At 64.7% G+C, this 15,616-nt stretch carries 17 protein-coding genes; 9 read left to right on the top strand and 8 right to left on the bottom strand.

Features of this window, described 5'->3' with window-relative positions; all coding sequences use genetic code 11:
- The first annotated feature begins 125 nt into the window (after positions 1-125).
- Positions 126-758 carry a 2'-5' RNA ligase family protein gene (locus tag DPV79_RS00575; RefSeq protein WP_341867597.1) on the top strand — a complete coding sequence of 211 codons (633 nt, stop codon included), beginning with the start codon at positions 126-128 and terminating at the stop codon, positions 756-758.
- A gap of 329 nt (positions 759-1,087) precedes the next feature.
- Positions 1,088-1,471, top strand: a complete 384-nt coding sequence (locus DPV79_RS00570; RefSeq protein WP_113044483.1) for a nuclear transport factor 2 family protein — start codon at positions 1,088-1,090, stop codon at positions 1,469-1,471.
- A 393-nt stretch (positions 1,472-1,864) separates the two neighbouring features.
- On the opposite strand, the gene DPV79_RS00565 is transcribed toward DPV79_RS00570, so the two are convergent.
- Positions 1,865-2,245: a winged helix-turn-helix transcriptional regulator gene (locus DPV79_RS00565; RefSeq protein WP_034196196.1), complete on the bottom strand. Its 381-nt coding sequence runs from the start codon at positions 2,243-2,245 to the stop codon at positions 1,865-1,867.
- 81 nt (positions 2,246-2,326) lie between these two features.
- Between DPV79_RS00565 and DPV79_RS00560 the strand changes: the two genes are divergently transcribed.
- Entirely contained in the window at positions 2,327-2,953 is a 627-nt protein-coding gene (locus DPV79_RS00560; protein ID WP_113044482.1) for an NADPH-dependent F420 reductase, read from the top strand.
- 208 nt (positions 2,954-3,161) lie between these two features.
- Here DPV79_RS00560 and DPV79_RS00555 read toward each other — a convergent pair whose 3' ends face one another.
- Positions 3,162-4,067 (bottom strand): LysR family transcriptional regulator, encoded by a 906-nt coding sequence (locus DPV79_RS00555; protein WP_113044481.1) that lies wholly within the window; start codon positions 4,065-4,067, stop codon positions 3,162-3,164.
- Positions 4,068-4,173: 106 nt separating this feature from the next.
- Between DPV79_RS00555 and DPV79_RS00550 the strand changes: the two genes are divergently transcribed.
- Complete coding sequence (locus tag DPV79_RS00550; RefSeq protein ID WP_059489384.1) at positions 4,174-4,782, top strand: short chain dehydrogenase; 609 nt, start codon at positions 4,174-4,176, stop codon at positions 4,780-4,782.
- Here DPV79_RS00550 and DPV79_RS00545 read toward each other — a convergent pair.
- Positions 4,776-6,182 (bottom strand): MFS transporter, encoded by a 1,407-nt coding sequence (locus DPV79_RS00545; protein WP_113044480.1) that lies wholly within the window; start codon positions 6,180-6,182, stop codon positions 4,776-4,778. The genes DPV79_RS00550 and DPV79_RS00545 overlap by 7 nt on opposite strands.
- Before the next feature lie 96 nt (positions 6,183-6,278).
- Between DPV79_RS00545 and DPV79_RS00540 the strand changes: the two genes are divergently transcribed.
- On the top strand, positions 6,279-7,151 hold the full coding sequence (locus DPV79_RS00540) for a LysR family transcriptional regulator (RefSeq protein ID WP_113044479.1): 873 nt from the start codon (positions 6,279-6,281) through the stop codon (positions 7,149-7,151).
- Positions 7,152-7,272: 121 nt separating this feature from the next.
- On the opposite strand, the gene DPV79_RS00535 is transcribed toward DPV79_RS00540, so the two are convergent.
- Complete coding sequence (locus tag DPV79_RS00535; RefSeq protein ID WP_113044478.1) at positions 7,273-8,196, bottom strand: LysR family transcriptional regulator; 924 nt, start codon at positions 8,194-8,196, stop codon at positions 7,273-7,275.
- A gap of 67 nt (positions 8,197-8,263) precedes the next feature.
- Here DPV79_RS00535 and DPV79_RS00530 point away from each other — a divergent pair, with 67 nt between their 5' ends.
- Positions 8,264-8,881, top strand: a complete 618-nt coding sequence (locus DPV79_RS00530; protein ID WP_113044477.1) for a LysE family translocator — start codon at positions 8,264-8,266, stop codon at positions 8,879-8,881.
- 93 nt (positions 8,882-8,974) lie between these two features.
- On the opposite strand, the gene DPV79_RS00525 is transcribed toward DPV79_RS00530, so the two are convergent.
- Complete coding sequence (locus DPV79_RS00525; protein WP_021160234.1) at positions 8,975-9,607, bottom strand: FMN-dependent NADH-azoreductase; 633 nt, start codon at positions 9,605-9,607, stop codon at positions 8,975-8,977.
- Positions 9,608-9,739: 132 nt separating this feature from the next.
- On the opposite strand from DPV79_RS00525, the gene DPV79_RS00520 reads away from it, so the two are divergent.
- Positions 9,740-10,618 (top strand): LysR substrate-binding domain-containing protein, encoded by an 879-nt coding sequence (locus tag DPV79_RS00520; RefSeq protein WP_113044476.1) that lies wholly within the window; start codon positions 9,740-9,742, stop codon positions 10,616-10,618.
- Positions 10,619-10,638: 20 nt separating this feature from the next.
- Here the strand turns inward: DPV79_RS00520 and DPV79_RS00515 are convergent, their stop codons facing one another.
- The gene (locus DPV79_RS00515; RefSeq protein ID WP_113044475.1) at positions 10,639-12,114 is read right to left on the bottom strand and encodes a coniferyl aldehyde dehydrogenase; all 1,476 of its coding nucleotides are present in this window, start codon (positions 12,112-12,114) and stop codon (positions 10,639-10,641) included.
- A 99-nt stretch (positions 12,115-12,213) separates the two neighbouring features.
- Between DPV79_RS00515 and DPV79_RS00510 the strand changes: the two genes are divergently transcribed.
- Positions 12,214-12,885 (top strand): TetR/AcrR family transcriptional regulator, encoded by a 672-nt coding sequence (locus tag DPV79_RS00510; RefSeq protein WP_113044474.1) that lies wholly within the window; start codon positions 12,214-12,216, stop codon positions 12,883-12,885.
- A 132-nt stretch (positions 12,886-13,017) separates the two neighbouring features.
- The gene (locus DPV79_RS00505) at positions 13,018-13,701 is read left to right on the top strand and encodes a type 1 glutamine amidotransferase domain-containing protein (RefSeq protein WP_027792074.1); all 684 of its coding nucleotides are present in this window, start codon (positions 13,018-13,020) and stop codon (positions 13,699-13,701) included.
- A 20-nt stretch (positions 13,702-13,721) separates the two neighbouring features.
- Here DPV79_RS00505 and DPV79_RS00500 read toward each other — a convergent pair whose 3' ends face one another.
- Together DPV79_RS00500 and DPV79_RS00495 are read right to left on the bottom strand one after the other, a co-directional pair.
- Positions 13,722-14,198: a MerR family transcriptional regulator gene (locus DPV79_RS00500; RefSeq protein WP_113044704.1), complete on the bottom strand. Its 477-nt coding sequence runs from the start codon at positions 14,196-14,198 to the stop codon at positions 13,722-13,724.
- A gap of 127 nt (positions 14,199-14,325) precedes the next feature.
- The gene (locus DPV79_RS00495; protein WP_113044473.1) at positions 14,326-15,570 is read right to left on the bottom strand and encodes a saccharopine dehydrogenase family protein; all 1,245 of its coding nucleotides are present in this window, start codon (positions 15,568-15,570) and stop codon (positions 14,326-14,328) included.
- Positions 15,571-15,616 lie beyond the last annotated feature (46 nt).

Raw genomic sequence — 15,616 nt, 5'->3', positions numbered from 1 at the left:
GCGCTGGTACGTTCGTCGAAGGTCGCTTACTGGAACGCAAGTCGAATGGTCGTGGCAAATCGCAAAGTTGCGAAGCGTTGGATCAGAATCCATAGGTCAGGCGATCATAGCTGGACGGTCGCTTGATGTCCGCAGGCAGCACGATGAATGTCCGATTTGGCTTTCGACGCAGGTCAAGAAGGGTTGGATCCGCAACCATAAATGGTCAATCGACGCGAGAGGATTCCGGAATGCTCACAACAGCGTTCGTCGTTGAGGTTCCCGCAGCCGAGTCAACAGTAGCGGACCTTCGGAGCCGGTTTGATGCCACCTCTGACCTGGGCGTGCCGGCGCATATCACGGTTCTGTTTCCCTTCATGCCGCCTGACGAAATTACGCCCGATGTCCTTCGCCAGGCGCAAAGCGCGCTGAGTGTTGTGCAGCCGTTCGAATTCTCGTTGACGAAGGTCGAGCGGTTTGCGGTCACCACTTATCTTGCTCCCGATCCACCAGAACCGTTCGTCGCCTTGACGACTGCGTTGGTCGAGCGCTTCCCCATGTTTCGCCCCTATGGTGGTGCACACGATGGCATCGTTCCACATCTGACTGTCGCGCACGGAGATGCTGCGACAGCACATTTGGCTGCCGTCGAGCTCGAACATCGTCTGTCTGCGCGGGGGACCATTCGAACGCGCTGTAGCGCTGTCACTCTGCTGGAGAACTCGTCGGGCCACTGGAGGAAGATGCATGTGATTGATCTTCCAAATGTCTACGTGTAGCGACGATCGACCGCAGTCCGGTCTGGACTGTTCCATGGGACTAGGCGTTTGCCCCATCTGAAGCGAATGGCCGCTTTGTGGAAAGCAGGCCGGTCGCGTTCGGCCCACAACCGGCCGTTCGACACGTGCTCGAAGATCGTAGACAATTCGCAAGCTCGCCCCGTGGCTATCGACTGCCCGTCCCGATGAAGTCGAGACCTTTACTTCCCGCCGCAAGAGCACTCGTTAAGCACATGCTTCGCGGAGTCGCAGTCCTCAAGATGGACAGCCCCGGGTTTCACCCACGACGCACGCAATCGATGAACGTAAATGATATCCGGAGGTATTCCATGCAGGAAGATAAAATACGTGAAGCTCTGAATGCGCACTGGCAAGCGTCGGCGGCCGGCGATCTCGATGCAGAGCACGATATTTACGATGACGATGCCATCTGTGACTATCCCCAGTCGGGTGAACGAATCCTCGGGCGGATGAATTTGCAGGAACTGCGGAGTCATCATCCAGGCAAGCCAGCAGGTTTCGATGTCAGACGGATTCTAGGAGAAGGCAATCTATGGATTACGGAATACTCCATCACCTATAACGGGCGACCTGCTTACACGGTAAGCATTATGGAGTTCCGCAACGGCAAGGTCGTTCACGAAACCCAGTATTTTTCGGAGCCCTTTGAAGCACCGGGTTGGCGGAGTCAATGGGTTCAGCAGATCGGGTGACAACGCATTGCAGCGAGATAAGCCCAGTCGCTTACTGGTTGCCTTGCTTGAATTTGACTTCATCGTCGTCGCATCAAGGGCCAAGAGTGCACTACGACAGTCTTGGCCATCACGCGGAACGAGTGGCGTGCCAATCGGCCTCTGGCCAAACCGCACGGGGCATACTTTGTCGCCAGTCTGATGGCCGCTTTGGGGGATTGTGAGTGTCGCCTCCGGGCTGCGGATTCAACCGGTCGATGCAACAACTTGATTGAATCGTTCAGCAGGTGATCGGAGAAACGTTGGAACCGGGCATTGTCACGCACCCGCGTTGTCAGCGGATTCGCGAGTGACCGCGCGAACAACGAGCACGCCAGCGCATAAAAGGCTTGAACCCACCCAGCCCCCCTCCCTCTACTCCGCATGCTCACGATCGAACGCACGATTACTCGCCTCGATCGTCGCGAGCGCATTCTCCGCCCATGCCTTGAGATCGATGACGAGCGGAAGCAGCGTACCGGCCAGAGAACTCAGCGCATACTCGACACGCAGCGGCAGCTCGTCATAGACATTGCGCACCACCAGTCCGTCACGCTCCATCGCGCGCAGCGTCTGGGTCAGCATCTTCTGCGACACACCTTCCAGGCGGCGCTTGATGTCGCCAAAACGCATCGGCCCATCCTTCATCGCGACCATGGCCAGCACGGTCCACTTCTGCCCGATACGCGCAAGCACCGCGCGTGACGGACAGACTTTCAGGAACGCATCGGGCGGCAACTCGATCTTCTTCGTCATGGTTACTCTCAGGTACCTAATTGATTGCAGAAACCGGAATTGAAAGAATGATGCCACCCAATCAATCGTGAGGTACATGCCATGAAGATCGCATTCCTGGGCGGTGGAAATTTTGGCGGGAATCTGGCCGAATTGCTGGTCACAGCGGGACATGATGTGGTGGTCGGCTTGCGCAATCCCGCGAGGGCGCGCCCGGGCGCCCGGTACCGAGTCGTGTCGCTGGAAGAGGCTGCGGCGCATGGTGATGTTGTCGTCATCGCCGTCCTCTATCAGGCGTGCGCCGAGGTACTTCCCTCCCTTGCACATCAGCTGGCCGGCAAGGTCGTTGTTGACGCAACGAATGCGCTGAAGGACGACTGGTCGCCACTTCCGCTGGGGGCCGACGGATCGGCAGCCGAGGCGATCGGCCACCTGCTGCCGGGCGCGCGTCTGGTGAAGTGCTTCAACACGGTGTTCGCCGACATCATGACGCCGGATCGCATCGATCGGGGCGGCCATGCCGTTACGGCATTCATCGCGGGCAACGACGTCCAGGCCAACACCACAGTCGCCGGGATCGCGGAAAGTGCGGGGTTCGCGCCCGTCGTGACCGGCCCCTTGAACTACGCCCGTTATCTCGAGGCCATGGCACACCTCAATATTCAGATCGCCGTAGGCCGGGGCGGCGGAACGAATGCCGGCTTCGTGTACCACCGCGCGCTCGCTTAGAAACCTGGGCGTTCAACCTCGACGCGGTCGCCAATGGAATCCCGGCCGCGCAGAAATGGCGCGGCGCCAGCGGGCTGACGATCGCTTCGGCTCTCAAGTGCCACGCACTCGCGACGCGTCGCCTGCTTCCCGTTGGTTCAGTTGACACATAGACACCCGCGACGCGTCGTTTCCCGTCGACATTCGCTTCGCCACGATTCCACGATCGCTACCTGCGTCCGACTTCGCCCCCCGGCCCCGCACCATGCTCGATCAAATGCTCGACGAAACGAGTCAGCTTCGGCAATGGCCGCCGATCGTGCCGATACACGACATGAACCGGGTGCGGCGCCGGCAAGTACGCTTGCAACACCGGCACCAGCACGCCACTCGCCAGATCGTGCGCCACCAGAACTTCAGGCTGCAGCAACAATCCCGCGCCCGCGATGGCGGCCATGCGCAGCCCGTTCCCGTCGTCGCACGTGAAGACCGGATCCTGCGAAACCTGTGGCCCGTCCCACCCGCCGAGCTTCCACCCGTTACGGCCGTTCCACACGGAGTGAGAAAGGCAGTGATGCACGCCCAGATCCTGCGGCGTCTCCGGACGTCCATGCCGCGCGAGGTAACCGGGCGATGCGCAAATCACCATGCGATACATGGTCAACGGCTTTGCGATCAGATCGACGTCACCCAGTTCGCCAATTCGAACGGCGAGATCGAAACCCTCGTCCACCAGGTCGACGACGCGATTGCTCAACGCCAACTCGATGCGCACGAGTGGATGCATCTGCTGGAACGTCGCGGCCAGCGGCGCGACGACGCATGCGCCGAAGGTAATCGGCGCGCTGATCCGCAACGTGCCGGACGGCGACGCACGCAATCGCTCGACCGACGTCTCGGCGATCCGCACCTGTTCAAGCGCGCGCTTGGCGTCTTCGTAGAACACGCGCCCCGCATCCGTCAGGCTCTGCCGTCGCGTGGTGCGCTCCAGCATGCGCGCGCCGAGGCGCTCTTCAAGTTCGCGCACGTACTTGCCGACCATGACCGCCGACATGCCAAGCCGCTGCGCCGCCTCGGTGAAGTTGCCCCCTTCCACGACGGCAACGAAGGTTTCCATTGAACGCAGCTTGTCCATATTGCGAACTGGCGATTAGTAGTGTCGGAAATTAGAGCACATTTATCTCAATATTGGTTCGAAGAACAATGGCTGCTCCAACCTGAAATCGAAAAGGAGTGGTTCCATGAAGATCGTTGTAATCGGCGCCGGCGGAGACGTCGGTCGTGCCGTGGCAGATGAGCTTGCGCGTGACGGAAAACACGAAGTCGTTCGCGTGGGTCGCACGTCCGGTGACCATCAGGTCGACATCACCCGTGACGAGAGCGTGAGTGCGCTGTTCGAGAAGATCGGGCAAGTCGACGCAATCGTCGCCGCCGCGGGCAATGTCATCCTTGCCCCGATCGAGAAGATGACGGCGGCCGATTTCCACCAGGGATTGCAGGACAAGTTGCTGAGCCAGGTGCGTGTCGCACTGGTGGGCCAGCACTATCTGGTCGACGGCGGGTCGATCACGCTGACCTCGGGCATCGCGGTCGATGATCCGATTGCGCAAGGCGCCCATGCCGCCGCATCGAATGCCGGGATTGAAGGATTCGTGCGCGCGGCCGCGTGCGATTTTCCGCGCGGCATCCGGATCAACGTCGTGAGCCCGACGGTGCTGACGGAATCCATGGATCGGTTCGGTCCGTTCTTTCCCGGCTGCGAGAGCGTGCCGGCGTCACGTGTGGCCATGGCCTATCGACGCAGCGTGGAAGGCGTGCATAGCGGTCGCGTCTATCGGGTCGGTCATTGACGTTGAGGGCTCGCCCCGCGAGCCCGAATTCCTCGCGCCCCTGCCTGCCCCAGATTCCGCCACGCCATCACCGCACCGGCCACCAGCAACAGAACCGAAACGATCAACGCCCGCGCCATTCCGTGAACGAACGTCGCGCCGTCTGCCGCCCGAACGAAGAAACCAAACAGCGCGACGCCCAACACGCCGCCCACCTGCCGGGCCGTATTCAACAACCCGGACGCCACCCCTGACTGCGCGGCGCTCACCGCCGCGAGCGCCGCGTCCGTGATGGTCGGTATCGTCAGCGCGATGCCGCTGCCTGCCAGCAGCATCGGTATCGCGAGCAGCGCGTTGGAGTGCACGGCGATCGCCGGCCACATCGCGAGATACCCGACCGCGGATATCGACAGGCCGGCCGTCGCCAGCGTGCGCGCACCGAGCCTGCCGGTGAGTCTGCCGGAAGCGATGCTCATGACCATCAGCACGCCCATCATCGGCAGAAATGCGACGCCCGTACGCACGGGCGTCATATGCCACACCGACTGAAAAAGCAGGCTCAACGTAAACACGATCCCGTAGAAGACCAGATTCGCGATCGCGCCGATCACGATCGAACTGCGGACGATCCGGTCCTGCCACAACGCAGATGGCAGCATCGCGTCCGGGTTGCGCGCTTCCAGCCGGACGAACGCGATGCCCAGCCCGACGCACAACGCGAATGCGCCCACGATGACCGGGCTGCGCCACCCCAGTGCACTGATCTCGGTCGACGCGAACGTGAGCGCCGCCAGCGCCGACGCACCGGTCAGTTGTCCGGGAAGATCCAGGCGCCTTCCGCGCTGCGCTTTCGTGTCTGGTGCAAACCGCCACGTCATCCAGATACCGGCCAGGCCGACCGGCACGTTGACCAGGAAAATGCTGCGCCTACCCACGGCAGCGATGAGCAACCCGCCGGCCAACGGCCCAGCGGCCAGCGCGATGCCGCCGCCGGCGCCCCACCAGCCGATCGCCCGGCTGCGCGCCGCCGCGTCGTCGAATGCGACGCGCAGCACGGCCAGCGAGTTCGGCACCAGCAGCGACGCGCCGATCCCCTGAACGAGCCGCCAGGCAATCAACGCTTCCATCGAATGCGCGATGCCGCAGCCGATCGACGAGAGCGTGAATATCGCGTAGCCGGCAATGAACACGCGCTTTGCGCCCAGCCGGTCGCCGAGGGCGCCGGCCATCAGCAGGGTTGCCGCGAACACGAGCGCATACGCATTGACGACCCATTGCAGGTCCGTGACCGCTGCGCCAAAGGCCATCCGCAATGCATCGAGCGCAACGTTGACGACGCTGACGTCGATCAGGACGACAGCAAAACCGAGGCACGCGGCCGTCTGAACCAGTCGCGCGTGATGTCTGGATGAGGTCTGCATCGGCAATCCTTCGCATGGGGAGGATTGAAGCGTAGAGGATCGCCTTCTGTGCGAATATTCCGCAAAACAGCACAGCAACCTGGAGAAAATGCACCGATGTTCGACTGGGAAAACCTGCGCTACTTCGTTGCCGTCGCACAAACGGGGAGTCTTTCGGCAGCCGCCAGGCGCTTGAATGTCGACCACGCAACCGTCAGCCGCCGCTTGGGCGCACTCGAAGCGGAACTGAAGATCCGCGTGATCGACCGGTTGCCGCGCGCGTGCCGACCGACCGCCGCCGGCCGGCAGATACTCGAGCTCGCCGAGAAAATGGAGGCGCATGCGTTTGCGATCGAGCGCCTCGCGCTCACGGAACACCTGCCGATGCACGGCACCGTGACGATCAGCGTGCCGCCCGTACTCGCAAACAATTTCTTCGCGAATCATCTGCATGAATTCGCGCAATTGCATCCGGGCATTCGGCTGTCGATGGCCAGCCAGGCGCAACGCGTGTCGCTCGCCCGTCGTGAAGCCGATATCGCCGTGCGCCTGTTTCGCCCCGAGGAACCGCAAAACGTGACACGCAAGCTGGGCGAGATGGCGTTCGGGCTCTATGCGAGCCGCGACTATGCGCACGCGTCGTCGCCCGACGATTGGGCCTTCATCTGCTACGACGCGCAATTCGCGGAAATGCCGCATCAGAAATGGCTCGAGTCGATCGCGCGAGGCCGCCGTATCGCGTGCGAGGTGAGCGACATCACGACGCAGCAGGTGGCGGCACGTACAGGCATCGGCGTGGCCGGGCTGCCGGTGTTCATGGGCGACGACGATCCCGGGTTGCAGCGCCTGCCGTTCGACGGGGAACCGTATGCCCGGGATCTCTGGCTGGTCGTGCATGCCGACCTCAGACATGCGCCGACGATTCGCGCGGCAATCGACTTCATCGTGGACGTGACGGGCAGGACGTTCGCGCCGGACGCCCGACCGTAGCGACGGCGACTACGGTCGCCCGATCGTGCTGGCCGAGCCGGCCGTCAGCGTGCCGCTTCAACGTCGGAAGCAACCGGTCCCGCTCATCGTCAACCGCCCGTCCCCGGCATCCGCGCGCCGTTCAGGCCACCGCCCTCAACCACGCAAGCACATCCGCCTGCGCACGGCCTGCCACCACCGGCTCCGGCGTCAACAGGCAGTAGTGCGAACCATCCTCGACGAACCCCATCGGCGCGACCAGCACACCGCTTTCGATATCGTCGCGAACGAGATGCCACGGGCCGATGGCGACACCCAGCCCCGCAACCGCCGCCTGCAGGCTGAAGTAGAAATGGTCGAACACCTGCCCGCGCCCGCTCACGGCCGGCTGATGCGCGGCAACCGCCCACTCCTTCCATGCGTCCGGCCGTGTCCGCGTATGCAACTGCGGAACGTCCGCCTTCAACGAACGCTCGCCGCGACGAGCGGAAAACCACGCATCGACCTTGTCCGGCCGGCAAACCGGCCCCACCCGCTCCGCGAACAGACGCTCCGCGTGATAACCCGCCGGCCACGCAAAGTCGTTGCGTCGAATCGCCATGTCGATGCCGCTGTCGAATGAAAACGGGCCACCCGCGGCCGCCAGGTGAACGTCGATGCCCGCATGTCGCGCCTGAAAATCCGGCCAGCGCGGAATCAGCCAGCGCATCAGCAGCGTCGGCTCGCACGACAGGACCCAGCGCCGCGCCCGGGCGGCCTCGGTGCGCAATTCCTGCGCGGCGTGACGCATCAGCCCCAGCCCGTCGTGGACCGCCTGCGCCAGCTTGCGGCCTGCGTCGGTCAGGAACACGCGCCGGCTGCGCCGCTGGAACAGCGCCACGCCCAGGTCGTCCTCGAGCAGCCGCACCGCGCGGCTGACCGCGCCGTGGGTCAGGCACAGCTCGTCGGCGGCACGGCTGAAATTCTCGTGACGCGCCGCCGCCTCGAAGCAACGCAGCGCCATCAGCGAAGGCAGGTTCGCGCGCATCGATTGTGAATCCACCTCACCATTCTGGTCAGAAATCATCGCTTTTCCGGATGAAAATTGACCCATAAGATTGCGCCATCAAGCCATCAATCGCAAGGACAGGACGATGACCGAACTGATAGTTGTAGTCACCATCACGCTGCTGGCCGTGATCAGCCCGGGCCCGGACTTCGCGATGGTCACGCGCAACAGCCTGATGCTGTCGCGCCGCTCGGGCGTGCTCACCGCGCTGGGTATCGGGCTGGGCGTGACGGTTCACGTGAGCTACACGCTGCTGGGCGTCGGCCTGCTGATCCGGCAATCGCTGTGGCTCTTCAATGCCGTCAAGCTGATCGGCGCGATCTACCTGGTCTACCTCGGCGTGAAGATGCTCATGACGAAGGCCGGCAACGGGCAGGCCGACGCGTCGGCCGCACCGCTGTCGGACCAGGCCGCGCTGCGCACCGGCTTCCTGACCAATGCGCTGAACCCCAAGACCACGGTGTTCATCGTCAGCCTGTTCATGCAGGCCGTGCGGCCCGACACACCGCTGATCGTGCAGATCGGCTACGGTGCATTCATCGCACTGGCGCACGCCGGCTGGTTCAGTCTGGTGGCCGTGTGCTTCTCCGCGACTGCCGTCCGCGATCGCCTGCTGTCGCTGCGGCACTGGATCGACCGCACCTTCGGATGCCTGCTCGTCGGCTTCGGCGTCGCGCTCGCCATCGCGCGCGGCGGGCGCTGATCCGGGCGTCCACGCCGCACACCGACACAAGCGCCGGGTGCACACCGCCCACGCACCGACGCGCCGGCGCACCGGATACGCTGCGCGGCAGCGTCAGAACCCGCGCGCAATCGATCGGGCTTCGTCGATTGCGCGGCTGCGATCGACCTTTCCGTCGGCACCGAACAACGTACGCTCGACGACGATGCCCGTGACGTCCGTCACGCCCACGAACCTGAGCCAGGTTTCCATGTACGGGCGCTGAAGATCGAACTCGGCGGCCGGCGTAAACGAACCCGGCGACTGATAACCGAGCCCGCGCGCGTAGACCACGGCCGCCTTTTTTCCGGCCAGCTTGCCGGTAAAGCCCGCGTCGTCGAACGTGAACAGCACGTCCTTCTGCGAGATCGCATCGATCAGGTGCTTGAGCTTGTACGGAATGCTGAAGTTCCACAGCGGCACGCCGAACAGGAACTTGTCCGCTGCGTGGAACGGCGCTGCGAGCTGCTCGATCCGCTGCCATGCCGCCGCCTGCGACGGTGTCAACGCGGTGCCGCTCAGCCCCGCATATTTCGCGGCCAGCGCGTCTTCGTCGAATTCGGGCATCGCCAGATCCCACACGTCGAGCTTCCGTATTTCATGATCGGGGTGCGCGTGCCGGTACGCGTCGAGAAACGCATTGCACACGTCGATGGATGCGGAATATGCCTTGTTGGGTGAACCTTCGATATAGAGCACGCACGTCATGGAGCCGGTCCTTGCCAGGAGTGACGGCGACGCGCCGGATGCGCGGTCGCCCACTACGGTTCGCAGCGTATCGAGCCCGCTTATAATTTGGAAACGATATTAATTGATTGAATTAACCCGGATTTGTGATCAATGGAGAATCCTCTCGACACGGCGCTGCTTCAGACGTTCGTCGCCGTCGCCGACGTGCGGAGTTTCACCGGCGCCGGTCGCAGGCTGAATCTCAGCCAGTCCGCGGTCAGCGCCCAGATCGTTCGTCTCGAAGAACAGGTCGGCCAGGCGCTGCTCGTGCGTAATACGCGCAGCGTCACGCTCACCGCGCATGGCCAGACGCTGCTCGGTTACGCGCGCGCGATGCTCAATCTGAGCGGGGAAGCAAGGGCGCGGCTGGGAGCCGGCGACGCAGCCGATACCCGGCTGCGCATCGGCGCATCGGAGGATTTCGCGGAAGGCTGGCTGCCGGACGTGATGCGTCGCCACTCGGCCACGCGGCGCGGCTTGCGGCTGGATCTGACGGTCGACATCGGCGACAGCCTGTTTCGGCGGCATGCCAGCGGCGAATTCGATCTCGTGATCGGCAGCCGGTGCGCGCACACGGATCAGGGCGCGACGTTGTGGCAAGAGCCGCTCGTCTGGGCATTTGCGCGTCACGAGCGGTTGCCGGAAGGCGAGGTGCCGCTCGCGTGCTTCCCCGATCCTTGCCCGTACCGGGGCGCCGCCCTCAAGGCGCTCGCGCTGGCCGACCTGCGCTACCGGATCGCGTGCGAAAGCCCGAGCGTCACCGGCATCCGGACATGCGTGCGCGCCGGCATCGCCATCGCACCGGTGCCGCGCAGCGCGATCGACGGCACGCTCCGGGAGCTCGGCGTGGCCGACGGCTTGCCGGAACTGCCGGAAGTCGAATTCGTGCTGATGCATGACGCGCGGATGCCGGCCGCGGTCGAATTCGCGGCGACGATCTTCGACGAAGCCGCCGTTCGCACGGGAGCAGGCAAGCGCACTACACCCTAGCAGGCATCGTGCGGCGCCGTTCAGCGCTTGGCGCTCAATCCCGCGCGCACGCCCGCCGGTTCCCGGCTCCGCCCAAGTAACGCCGCCAGCGAGAGATCCGCGAGCTTGCCGAACGGCGCGCGCAGCAGGCTCGGCAGGTTCCAGCGCCCCTGCGCGAACACGCCCTTCGCGTGGCTCATCGCGCGGAATCCCTCGATGCCGTGATACGCGCCCATCCCGCTCGGACCGACGCCGCCGAACGGCAGGTCTTCCTGCGCGACATGCAGGAGCGTGTTGTTGATGCCGACATTGCCCGACGTGGTGCGCTTGAGCAGCGACTCGCAGTCGCCGTCCTGCGCACCGAAGTAATACAGCACGAGCGGACGCGGACGCGCATTCACGTAGTCGACGACTTCGTCGATCGTGCGATACGTGCGCACCGCCAGGATCGGCCCGAAGATTTCTTCCTGCATGACGGCCGTGTCGTCGCCGGCGCCGACGATCAGCGTGGGCGCGAGCGTCCGCTTGCGGGTCGCCGCCTGCTGCGGGCTCACGCCCACCTCGATCACGCGCGCGCCCTTGCTGCGTGCTTCGTCGACGAGCCCCTTCAGGCGGTCGTATTGCCGGTCGCTGACGATCGACGTGTAATCCGGGCTCGTCGGCCCGTCCGGATAGAAGCGCGCGACGGCTTCATCGTATTGCGTGACGAACGCGTCCAGGTCGTCTTCATGCACCAGCGCATAGTCGGGCGCCACGCAGGTCTGTCCGCCGTTCGACAGCTTGCCGAACACGATGCTCGACATCGTCCGGCCATCGACATGCCCCCGCGCGACGATCGCCGGGCTCTTGCCGCCGAGTTCGAGCGTCACCGGCACCAGGTTCTCGCTGGCCGCCTTCATGACCTTGCGGCCCACCTGCGTGCTGCCGGTAAACAGCAGATGGTCGAACGGCAGGCCGCTGAAGGCCGCACCGACTTCCGGGCCGCCGAGCACGACCGCGACTTCTTCGCTCGGGAAGGTCTCCGCGAGCATCCGGCGCATCACCTCGCTGGTGCGCGGCGTCAGTTCCGACGGCTTGAGCATCGCGCGATTGCCCGCGGCCAGCGCGGTCGCCAGCGGAATAAAGGTGAGCGAGAACGGGTAATTCCACGGCGCCATCACGCCGATCACGCCGAGCGGCTGGTACTCCACGTGAGCCTGCCCGGCCCGATAGAAAATCCCGACGTGCCGGCGCTGCGGCTTCGTGAAGCGGCGCAGGTTGCGCGTCAGGTAGTCGATCGCCTGGATCACGCCGACCAGTTCCATGATCGCGGTCTCGTGCCGCGAGCGATTCCCGAAATCGGCGTTGATCGCCTCCTCCACTTCGCGGCGATACGCGAGCACCACGGCGCGCAGCCGCGCAAGTCTGGCCTTGCGCTGCTGCAAGGTCGGCGGCCCCTCGCTGACGAACGCGTTGCGCTGGCGGGCCAGCAGCACCGCCGGGTCGAAGCTCGAGATGGATTCTGCGGAAACGGCCATGGTGCACCTCACGAGGTTGCGTCGATGTAGACACTGTCAACTTGCATGCGGCGGATCATAGGACCACAATGTGTCCCCTGTCAACATAGGAGCAACACGATGTCGTCGGATGAGGATGCGGACGCCGGGCAAAAGGCTTATCACCACGGGGATCTGCGTCGCGCGATCATCGAAACGGCGCTCGACACGCTGCAGGAGCAGCAGGGCTGGCAGTTCACGCTGCGCGAAATCGCGCGGCGCGCGAACGTCAGCCACTCGGCGCCGTACCGGCATTTCCCGGACAAGGCCGCGTTGCTGCACGAGCTCGCACTGATCGGCTTCGATCGCCTGCGCGACGAGCTCGCCGCGTCCATCGATCCCGCGGCGAGCGCACCGGACGTGCTGCTGGCGCTCGCGTATGCCCATCTCGCATTCGGGCAGCGCAACCCGGATCTCTATCGACTGATGTTTGCCGCGGATGCCGGAGAGCCCTCGGACATCCATCTCGATCCGCGCGTGCAGGCGCCGTTCCTGCTGGTCGTCGACATCCTGGAACACGGCCAGCGCGCCGGCACGATCCGCCCGCGCCCGGCGCTCGGCCAGGCAACCGCCTGCTGGGCGCATCTGCACGGCCTGACGATGCTGGCGATCGACAGGCGGCTGGTGCGCGAGAAGGTCGGCGATCACGCGATCGAAGATGCGCTGACAACCTTGCTGGACGGACTCATACTGCCCGCCAGCCCTGCGCGGGAAGCGAAGACGAAAACGAGAACGAAAACGAAAGGGTCTTGACCTTCAACTTTGCTTAAAGGTTATGGTTCGCCTCGGCAGCGTATCGAGGCCATGGGTATGTGTACTGCCATCCGACAATCCGGCGGCGTGTCGAAGACGTCCGCCCGTGGCCGATGAAAAGGAATCCGCATCATGAGCAAGCGCATCCTTCACGTCGTCAGCAACGTCGCGCACTACGCCGACCCGTCGCAACCGACCGGCCTGTGGCTGTCCGAACTGACCCATGCCCATCACATCTTCGCGGCGAAAGGCTATGAGCAGAGGCTCGTGAGCCCCAAGGGCGGCGTGTCGCCGCTGGAGCCGCGCTCGCTCAAATGGCCGCACGCCGACGCCGCCTCGAAAGCGTGGCGCGCCGACAAGGCCAACGCGGCCCTGCTTGCCAATACCGCGCGCCCCGACGAGATCGATCCGGCCGATTTCGACGCGATCTACTTCACCGGCGGCCATGCCGTGATGTGGGACTACCCGGACGACGCGGGGCTGCAGCGGCTCACGCGCGAGATCTACGAGCGCGGCGGCGTCGTGTCGTCGGTCTGTCACGGCTACTGCGGGCTGCTGAACACGACGCTGTCGGACGGCTCGCTGCTGGTTGCCGGACGCCGGATCACCGGCTACTCGTGGGTGGAGGAAATCCTCGCCGGCGTCGCGAAGAAGGTGCCGTACAACGTCGAGGAGCAGATGCAGCAGCGTGGCGCGCGCTACGAGAAGGCGCTGCTGCCGTTCACGTCGAACGTCGTCGTCGACGGCCGTCTGGTGACCGGCCAGAATCCGCAATCGGCGAAGGCGACCGCCGAGCAGGTCGTCGCGCTGCTGTGAGGTGATGCGCCAGCGCCCCGCTACGCGCGGGTCGGCCGGCGCAACACCGGTTCGTCGCGATCGGCCGCGGCGGCCTCGCCGCCATCCGCCGCATTCCCCGACGGGACCCGCGACAGCAATCGTTTCGCATGGGTCGCACAATCGACCGACGCCGGCTTCGCCGCGATTTCGGCGATCAGCGACAAGACCTGCCCCTTGCTGCGCGCCAGCCGCGCCTCCAGTGCCTCGATGTCCCGCACCTTGCGGTGCAGCGCCTCCAGCAACGAATCGCACGGCCACTGCGCGAGGCCGGCCGGAATCAGCGTGCGAATCTCGTCGAGGCTGAAATCCGCCTTCTGCGCGGCCGTGATCAGATCGAGCACCGTCACCGCTTCCTGCGGATAGGAGCGATAGCCGTTCGCTTCGCGCGCGACGAGCGTCAACAGACCGATGCGCTCGTAGAAGCGGATGCGCGAAGGAGTAAGGCCGGTGCGTTCCGCCAGTTCCCCGATCTTCATGTTCCGATACTCCTTCGCCGGATCGCATCCGGCCATCCGTCCCGTCGCGACTGCAGGTTGCCTCCTGAAATTGATTCGTTATCCGATCTTTATCGGCTTCCTGTCACAGGGCGGACGACACGCACCCTCAAATCACGTCGAAACGCAGCCCCGCGTGGCGAACCAGGCGCTCGATGTAGCGCTCGTCGAACATCGTCGCGGGCGTCCAGAAGCCGCCGCCGCGGCCGGTCTTGACGCCTTCTCCGCTGTAATCCAGTGCGAGACCGATCGCGGCCTGGCCGAGCATCTTGCCGGTAGAGCCATAACCCGGATCGCGGTCGCCGGTGACTTTCACGCGCAAGGTCCGCCCGTCGTCGGCGCGACCGAAGAAACGCAAATCGTAGCGGCCGGCCAGCTGGGCGGCCGCACTCGGCCCCTCGCCGGGCTTCGGCAGCAGGAAACGCTCCATCAGGCCGCGCACCGGCTTGATGAGGACACCGACCATGAACGCGCCGAGGCCGGCCACCATCGTCAGTGCCGTCAGGCGGCCCTTGAGGCCGGTGCCCGTCATCACCGCTTCGTCATACGTGAAGCGGCTGCCGTACGCGTTGCCGGCCAGCGCATTGGAGCGGTGCACGACACGCTCGTTGATCGCCGCCATCACGAATGGCGCGATCCATGCGTCGAAGTCGCGATCGAACGCCGCGGACCGCACCGCATGCTGGCGTACCGTGAAGCCGTGCCCCTTCGGGCACAGCGAATAAGGATCGAGCAGCTCCCTGCGCAACGCGGGATCGGCGGCCGCTTCGCGGACGACGTTGATCACGCTCGCCACCGTGCCGCCCGACGCGCCGCCCTTCAGTGTCCTGACGCGCATCTTCACCTGCGCGGCCGGCACGCCCCACCGCTGCCGCGCCTGCTGCTGCAGGAAGAACACGCCCATGTCCGACGGCACCGAATCGAAGCCGCAGCAATGGACGATGCGCGCGCCGGATTGCCGCGCCGCCGGTTCGTACTTGTCGATCATCCGTTTGATCCACTGCGTTTCGCCGGTGAGGTCGCAGTAGTCGGTGCCGGTTTCCGCGCAGACCCTGACCAGCGGCTCCCCGTAAAGCGCATAGGGGCCGACGGTGGACGCGACCACGCGCGTCTGCGCGCAGAGCGCTCGAAGCTGCGCTTCGTCGGCCGCATCGGCAACGATGATCGGCACCGACTGCCCCGCCGCACCCAGCGTATCCCTGACCTGCCTGAGTTTCGCTTCGGAGCGGCCGGCGATGGCCCAGCGCAGCGTCTCGCCGGAGCCCGACAGGTACTCGGACAGGTAGCGGGCCAGGATCTGCCCGACGAAACTGGTGGCGCCGAATACGACGAGATCGTGGGTCGGCTGGGTCATGGGCGGTTCCTCATGAGGGATTCCTTCTGCGCGGGGGTGCCGCGAA

It is taken from the genome of Burkholderia reimsis, assembly GCF_003294055.1.
In the GTDB taxonomy this organism is placed as follows: domain Bacteria; phylum Pseudomonadota; class Gammaproteobacteria; order Burkholderiales; family Burkholderiaceae; genus Burkholderia; species Burkholderia cepacia.
The sequence above is the reverse complement of the archived record's forward strand: the minus strand, read 5'-3'. Positions and strand labels throughout refer to the sequence as shown.